Origin of the sequence: uncultured Methylobacterium sp., assembly GCF_964251405.1 — a bacterium.
In the GTDB taxonomy this organism is placed as follows: Bacteria; Pseudomonadota; Alphaproteobacteria; order Rhizobiales; family Beijerinckiaceae; genus Methylobacterium.
In genome coordinates this window covers 13662-19977 of the sequence record NZ_CAXUJR010000068.1, presented here as the reverse complement: position 1 = coordinate 19977, position 6316 = coordinate 13662, and the positions used below count along the sequence as shown (strand labels likewise).

The 6316-nt window shown below is 69.2% G+C and carries 6 protein-coding genes and 1 tRNA gene; 3 read left to right on the top strand and 4 right to left on the bottom strand.

Features of this window, described 5'->3' with window-relative positions; all coding sequences use genetic code 11:
* Position 1: 1 nt before the first annotated feature.
* The 4 genes from ACFE7U_RS12780 to ACFE7U_RS12765 all read right to left on the bottom strand — a co-directional run bounded on the left by ACFE7U_RS12780 (position 2) and on the right by ACFE7U_RS12765 (position 2907).
* Positions 2–76: transfer RNA gene (locus ACFE7U_RS12780), tRNA-Thr, on the bottom strand.
* A 118-nt stretch (positions 77–194) separates the two neighbouring features.
* A complete protein-coding gene (locus tag ACFE7U_RS12775) occupies positions 195–650 on the bottom strand; it encodes an NUDIX hydrolase (RefSeq protein ID WP_375410107.1) in 456 nt (151 codons plus the stop codon).
* Between the two features lie 430 nt (positions 651–1080).
* Complete coding sequence (locus tag ACFE7U_RS12770) at positions 1081–1557, bottom strand: MarR family winged helix-turn-helix transcriptional regulator (protein WP_375410106.1); 477 nt, start codon at positions 1555–1557, stop codon at positions 1081–1083.
* Between the two features lie 450 nt (positions 1558–2007).
* Complete coding sequence (locus ACFE7U_RS12765) at positions 2008–2907, bottom strand: metallophosphoesterase family protein (protein ID WP_375410105.1); 900 nt, start codon at positions 2905–2907, stop codon at positions 2008–2010.
* Positions 2908–3221: 314 nt separating this feature from the next.
* On the opposite strand from ACFE7U_RS12765, the gene ACFE7U_RS12760 reads away from it, so the two are divergent.
* The 3 genes from ACFE7U_RS12760 to lpxK are packed head-to-tail and all read left to right on the top strand — an operon-like array spanning position 3222 to position 6308.
* Complete coding sequence (locus tag ACFE7U_RS12760) at positions 3222–3980, top strand: lysophospholipid acyltransferase family protein (RefSeq protein WP_375410104.1); 759 nt, start codon at positions 3222–3224, stop codon at positions 3978–3980.
* On the top strand, positions 3977–5281 hold the full coding sequence (locus tag ACFE7U_RS12755; protein WP_375410103.1) for a 3-deoxy-D-manno-octulosonic acid transferase: 1305 nt from the start codon (positions 3977–3979) through the stop codon (positions 5279–5281). The genes ACFE7U_RS12760 and ACFE7U_RS12755 overlap by 4 nt, the downstream gene beginning before the upstream one ends.
* Positions 5282–5291: 10 nt before the next feature.
* Positions 5292–6308: a tetraacyldisaccharide 4'-kinase gene (lpxK, locus tag ACFE7U_RS12750; protein ID WP_375410102.1), complete on the top strand. Its 1017-nt coding sequence runs from the start codon at positions 5292–5294 to the stop codon at positions 6306–6308.
* Positions 6309–6316: the final 8 nt, after the last annotated feature.

The window sequence follows — 6316 nt, the reverse complement described above, 5'->3', positions numbered from 1 at the left end:
ATGGTGCTGCTGGACAGGATTGAACTGTCGACCTCCTCATTACCAATGAGGTGCTCTACCACTGAGCTACAGCAGCGTCCGAAGCCGGCGGCGCCACCGCGTCCTTTCCGACCGGGTTGGGCATTAGCGGATCGCGGATGCCTTGGCAATCGCCCAGAAACCACGGGCCGGGGTTTGTGCCCGCGGCCCTCGGGTCATGATTTCTTCGGCTTGTCGGGCTTGAACGCCGAGCGGATGATGGCGGCCAGCCCGGCCTCGGCCACGACTTCGGCGGCCTCCGAGGGCGTAAACCAGTGGTCGTCGCGCTCGTCCTGCTCGGGCCAAGTCTTCGATTGCTTGCGGACCTCGAGGGGAAACACCTTGACCTGGCACAGGACCGAGGCACGGCTCTTCAAGCGCTTCTCGTAGACGTAGAATCCGAGCGGCCGCTTGCCGATCTGGCCGATCAGCCCAGCCTCCTCGTAGGCCTCGCGTGCGGCGGCTTCGTAGGGCTTGCGGCCCTTCATCGGCCAGCCCTTCGGAATGACCCAGCGCCGGCTCTCCCGGGACGTGATCAGGAGGACGCGCAGGCCGTGATCCGGGAACCGCTGGAACGGCAAGGCCCCCACTTGATTTCGTGTCTCGCGCTCGAGGTCGGCATAACTCGTCATGGGAAGGCAACGTCCGGCACACGGCCAAGTTCTGGTCCGTCCTGCAACTCGACTATTAAAGTCGTCGGGCAGGTCTCGGTCTCGTGCCGAGCAAGCATGCGGACGCTCGAATACAATGACGGGTTCCGCAAGGGATGGGCATCAAGGTCGGGCACGATCCATCAGTCTTCCAAGCTCGCGCAGAAGCCGGCGGCAGGCAGTAAGGTTCTTACACGCAAACCCACCAACAGAAACAGCGCTAATTTAGCCGGCAACACGAAATCCGGGGCCCCGACTGGGAGGCTCGTCCACCGAACCCAAGGGGGCACCTTTGCGATGGTCCGAGCCGCCTCGCCGAGCTACTTCGCATCGACGCCGCGAGAGATAAGGTCGCGCGCATGCAGTCACCTCGCCCGGCAAGAGACGTCCGGACCCAGCAGGACTCAAGCCATCAATCCGCCGCGCTGAGGTTCTCGATCAGGGCGTTGAGATCGGCGCGCAGGGCCTGGACCTCCGGCTCCGAAAGGTTGAGCTGGCACATCACCGACTTGCGGACGCCTACCGCCTCGGCCCTCAGCGCGCGCCCCCGGGGGGTCAGGGCGATCTCGACCTCGCGCTCATCGGAGCGGCGCCGGCTGCGGCTGACGAAATCGGCGCCTTCGAGCCGCTTCAGGACGGGGGTCAAGGTTCCGGAATCGAGGCGCAGGCGCCGCCCGATCTCGGACACGGTGACACCGTCGGTCTCCCAGAGGACCAGGAGAACGAGGTATTGCGGATAGGTCAGGCCCATCCGTTCGAGCAGCGGCCGGTAGCTCTTCGTCATGCGGTGAGCGGCGGCGTAGAGGGCGTAGCAGAGCTGGTTGTCGAGCAGCAGCGGATCGATCAACGTCGCTGCCGTATCCCTAGGCGCATCTACCGTACAGGTCATGCCATCCGTCCTCGAACCAGCCGCCGCGACAGCCACCTTCGTTCCAACCAACGACATGTCCAGGCGACACCGTCGCTGACCTGCACACGCCGTGTGCAGGATTAATCAAGCTTGATCCGCCACATAGCGGCCACCTCCCGAGCAGGCGGTGACATAGTGCCGAACAGTTCCCCCAGCGTATAGAGGCTTTCGGCTGGGCTGGGGATTCTGTGGTCGACCAGATGACAACAAAAACGCCGGCTCGACACGGCGACGCGCCGAAGCGGGCAAGCCGTGCCTGGGGATCACGATCGTTAAGCGAAAATCGTCGCGCCGGTAAGGCAGTGCCTGGATCGGGTTTCGAGGCCCCGCGGGCGACACGCGATGCCGTTTCAAGGCGTATCGACTGGTAGTCAACGTTCGCGGCGACGACGAAAACGCTGAGGCGATACGGCGGATCGTCCGTGTGCTTCAGGCCGGGGTCAGGCGAACGGGGCCGAGGTCGCCGATGGCGCCGTCCTCGGTCAGGCCGCGCTCGCTGGCGCTGATGGCGAAGCCCTCGCCGCTGCGGGCGATGGCATAGACCCGGTAGCTCGCCCGGTGGTGGCGCGCATGCGTGCCGGCCGATGCCGAAGGCGCACCGATCACCGGTACGCTCCGCCCTCCGGGTCCCGCGACGAAGGCAACGCTGCCGAGATGGTTATGGCCGTGCAGGATCATCTCGGCACCGTTGCGGGCGATCATGGCCGTGAAGGCGGCGGCATCGGTCAGCTCGCGTCCAGGCCGCGCGCCGCCGGGATGAGGCGGATGATGGATCATCACGACCCGGCAGGGCGGCTCCGGTTCACCGGCAAGAGAGGTCAGCAGGGCTTCGGTCGCGGCGATCTGGGCGGGTCCGAGGCGGCCGGTGGCGACGAAGGGCTTGGTCGGGATCGCCGAGGACAGGCCGACGAGGGCGACCGGCCCGCGCCGGCGCAGGTAGGGGAACACGGCGTTCGCCAGACCGTCGCCGGTGGCCCAATCGCCGCAGGCGCCGAGCAGGCCTTCGAGGGAGCCGCGGACATAGGCATCGTGGTTGCCCGGTACGAAGCTCACCGCCTCGGGCGTCCCCAGCGCCTCGAGGAACACCCGCGAGGTCGCCCATTCGCTGGGCAGGCCGATATTGCACAGGTCTCCCGTGCAGGCGATGTGGTCGTGATCCTGCAGACGAAGGTCGGCGACGAGGGCGCCGAGCACGTCCATGTCGTGGCCGTGGCGCCGGCCGCGGCGCCAGTTGACGTAACCCGTCGCCCGCTTGCTCAGGAGTTGGCGAAGGCGCGGACGCGGCAGCGGCCCGACATGCGGGTCGGTGAGATGGGCGAGACGGAACATCGATGCCGTGGGGAGGAGGCCCGGAGGCTCGCCTTCGCGGCTATGGCGCTTCCCGTCAAGCGCCGCCGGGACCAAGCCGGGTCGGGCGGCGCGGTTGCGCCCCCGCGTCGATTGGAGCTAGAGAGCCGCGCGGTGCCGCCTCGCCTCGCGAGCGAATCCCGAGGAGCGAGCCATGATCGGCTCGGCCCCCGGACGAGATCCGCCGGGCGTCGACCTCGGAGGCGAGACATGAGACGAACCGCGATCGATCGCTCCACCGTCGTCTTCCCCGGCCGGTCCGCGCCGCTGGCGGCCACCGGCGGGCCGGCTTCGGCATGAGCCTGATCAAGCGCATCGGCCGCGCGCCGCGGGTGCAGGGCGCGCTTGGGTTCCTGGCCGAGCGCTACCTGCGCCTCGTGCGCCGCACCAACCGCTTCATCGTCGAACCGGCGGCACCCGATCCCTGGCTCGACGGCCTGTCACCCTTCATCGCCGGCATGTGGCACGGCCAGCATACGATGATCTCGTTCATGCGCCGGCCGCACGACCGCATCGCCACGATCATCTCCCGCTCGGCCGACGGCAACGTCAACACCATCGCGCTCACCCGCATGGGGGTGCGCGTCATCCGCGCCTCCGGTGCCCGCGGCCGGGCCGTGCGCGATGTCCGCGCCAAGGGCGGCGCAGAGGGCCTTCGCGCCATGCTGCGCGCCCTCAAGGACGGCGAGAGCGTCGCCTTCAGTGCCGATGTGCCCAAGATCTCGCGCCGCTGCGATGCCGGCATCCTCACCCTCGCCCGGTTCTCCGGGCGGCCGATCGTGCCGGTGGCGGTGGTGACGAGCCGTCACCTGCGCTTCAACAGCTGGGACCGGGCCTGCTTCGGGCTACCCTTCGGCCGCGGCGCGATGGTGTTCGGCGAGGCGATCCTGGTGCCGCGGGAGGTCGAGCCCGAGGCCTTCGAAGCGATCCGCCTGCGCGTGGAGGACGAGATGAATCGTGTCCATGACCGCGCCTATGCCCTGGTCGGGCGCCAGGATCGCGTCGGGCGGCCAGAGCGCGCCGGGCAGGGTGACGGCGGCGGCAACCTCGCATGACGGTGGCCCAGCTCACGGTCGCCCTCAGGGCCTATCGCACCGGGCTCGTTCTGGCGGAGCCGGCGCTGGCCGGTCTGCTGTCGTTCCGCGCCTGGCGCGGCAAGGAAGATTCTTCGCGATTGGCCGAGCGCAGGGGCATGCCGGGGCGACCGCGCCCCCCCGGGCGGCTGTGCTGGATGCATGGGGCGAGCATCGGCGAGGCGCTGTCGCTGATCGGCCTCGTCGACGGGATGGTCGACCGCGGCTTCTCGGTCCTGATGACGACGGGCACGCGCAGCGCCGCCGAGCTCGTCGCCGGCCGGCTGCCGGCGGGAGCGTTCCATCACTACGTGCCCCTCGACGCGCCGCGCTGGGTGGCGCGCTTCCTCGACCATTGGCGGCCGGAGATCGCCCTGGTGGCGGAATCGGAGATCTGGCCCAACACCGTCATGGCCCTGCATGGCCGCGGAATCCCGCTTCTCATCGTCAACGGGCGGATGTCGGAGCGCTCTTTCAAGGGCTGGAGCCGTTCGCCGCGCACCGCCGAGGCGCTGCTCTCGCGCGTCTCGGTCTGCCTCGCACAGAACCAGGACGATGCCGAGCGCTTCGCCCGGCTCGGCGCCCCGCGGGTGACCGTCACCGGCAACCTCAAATACGATTCCGCGCCGCCCGCATTCGACGAGGATGGCTTCGCGCATCTGCGCGGCATCGTCGGCGATCGGCCGCTCTGGGTGGCGGCCAGCACCCATCCGGGCGAGGACGCCATGGTGGCCCGAGCCCATCTTGCGCTCATGGCCGATCTGCCCGGCCTTCTCACGATCCTGGTGCCGCGCCATCCCCATCGCGGCGGCGACGTCGCGAACGAGTCCGAGACCCTCGGCCTGCGCAGTGCCCGCCGATCGCAGGGGGACGCGCCGCACGGGGCGGTCAACCTCTACGTCGCCGACACGCTGGGCGAGCTCGGGCTGTTCTATCGACTCAGCCCCTTGGTCTTCCTCGGCGGCTCGCTGGTTCCCCATGGCGGCCAGAACCCGATCGAGCCGATCCGCCTCGACGCGGCGGTGCTGCACGGGCCGCATGTTGAGAACTTCGCGCAGGTCTACGGCTCCCTCGATCGCGCCGGAGGCGCCCTGGCGATCGCCGACGAGCGCGACCTCGCTGCCACCATCGGCGACCTCCTCCGCGATCCAACCCGCCTGCAGGGGATGGCCGCCGCGGGCCAGGCGGCCCTGCGACCCTTCGAGGGCGCCCTCGACCGGACGCTCGCGTTGATCGAGCCGTTCATCACTCAGGTGACGCTCTCCGCCATGGCCAACCCGTGACCGGGGCCTGATGCGGCCCCCGGCCTTCTGGGACGCCTCCCCCCGCCACCCCTTCGCGCGGGCATTGGCCCCCGTCGGCGCCCTCTACGGCCACTTCACGGCGGCGCGCATGGACAGGCCGGGCACGACTGGATCCTGCCCCGTTCTCTGTATCGGGAATCTTACGCTGGGCGGAGCCGGCAAGACGCCGACCGCGCTCGCCATCGCGGCGATGCTGCACGATCTCGGCGCTCGTCCAGCCTTCCTCACCCGCGGTTATGGCGGGAGCCTCGCCGGCCCCGTTCTGGTCGATCACGCACATCACAACGCGGCGCAGGTCGGCGACGAACCGCTCCTCCTCGCGCGCGCCGCGACCACGGTGGTTTCCCGCGATCGCCCGGCCGGGGCGCGGCTCTGCGCGGAGACCGGTGCCTCCGTGATCGTGATGGATGACGGATTGCAGAACCCGAATCTCGCCAAGGACCTGTCGTTGGCGGTGGTCGATGCGGGCGTGGGCATCGGCAACGGCCTGCCCTTCCCCGCCGGGCCGCTGCGGGTCCCGCTGGAACGCCAGTGGCGCCACGTCGACGGCCTCGTGCTGGTCGGAGAGGGCGAGGCCGGCGAGCGCGTGGTGGTGCTGGCACGAGACCAGGGCTTGCCGGTGCTTCGTGCCCGGCTGCTGCCGGACCTTGCGGAGCGTCATATGGCCGGGCGAAGGCTGCTGGCCTTCGCGGGCATCGGCCGGCCGGAGAAATTTTTCGCGACGCTGCAAGACACCGGCGCGGACGTGGTCGCGCAGCGCAGCTTCCCAGACCACCATGCTTATCGCGAGGGCGAGCTTGCCGGCCTGAACGCCGAGGCGAAGCGGCTTGGCGCCAGCCTGATCACCACGCAGAAGGATCTTGTGCGCCTACCCGCCGCCTTCGCGGAGAGGGTCGAGGTGCTGGCGGTCTCGCTGTTTTTCGAAAGCGCTGGCGACGTCCTGCCATCCCTGAGGCAACTGATCAGCGTTTCGCGTGCTCCATGGAGGAGCGCAGAACGGCGTTGATCGTCGTC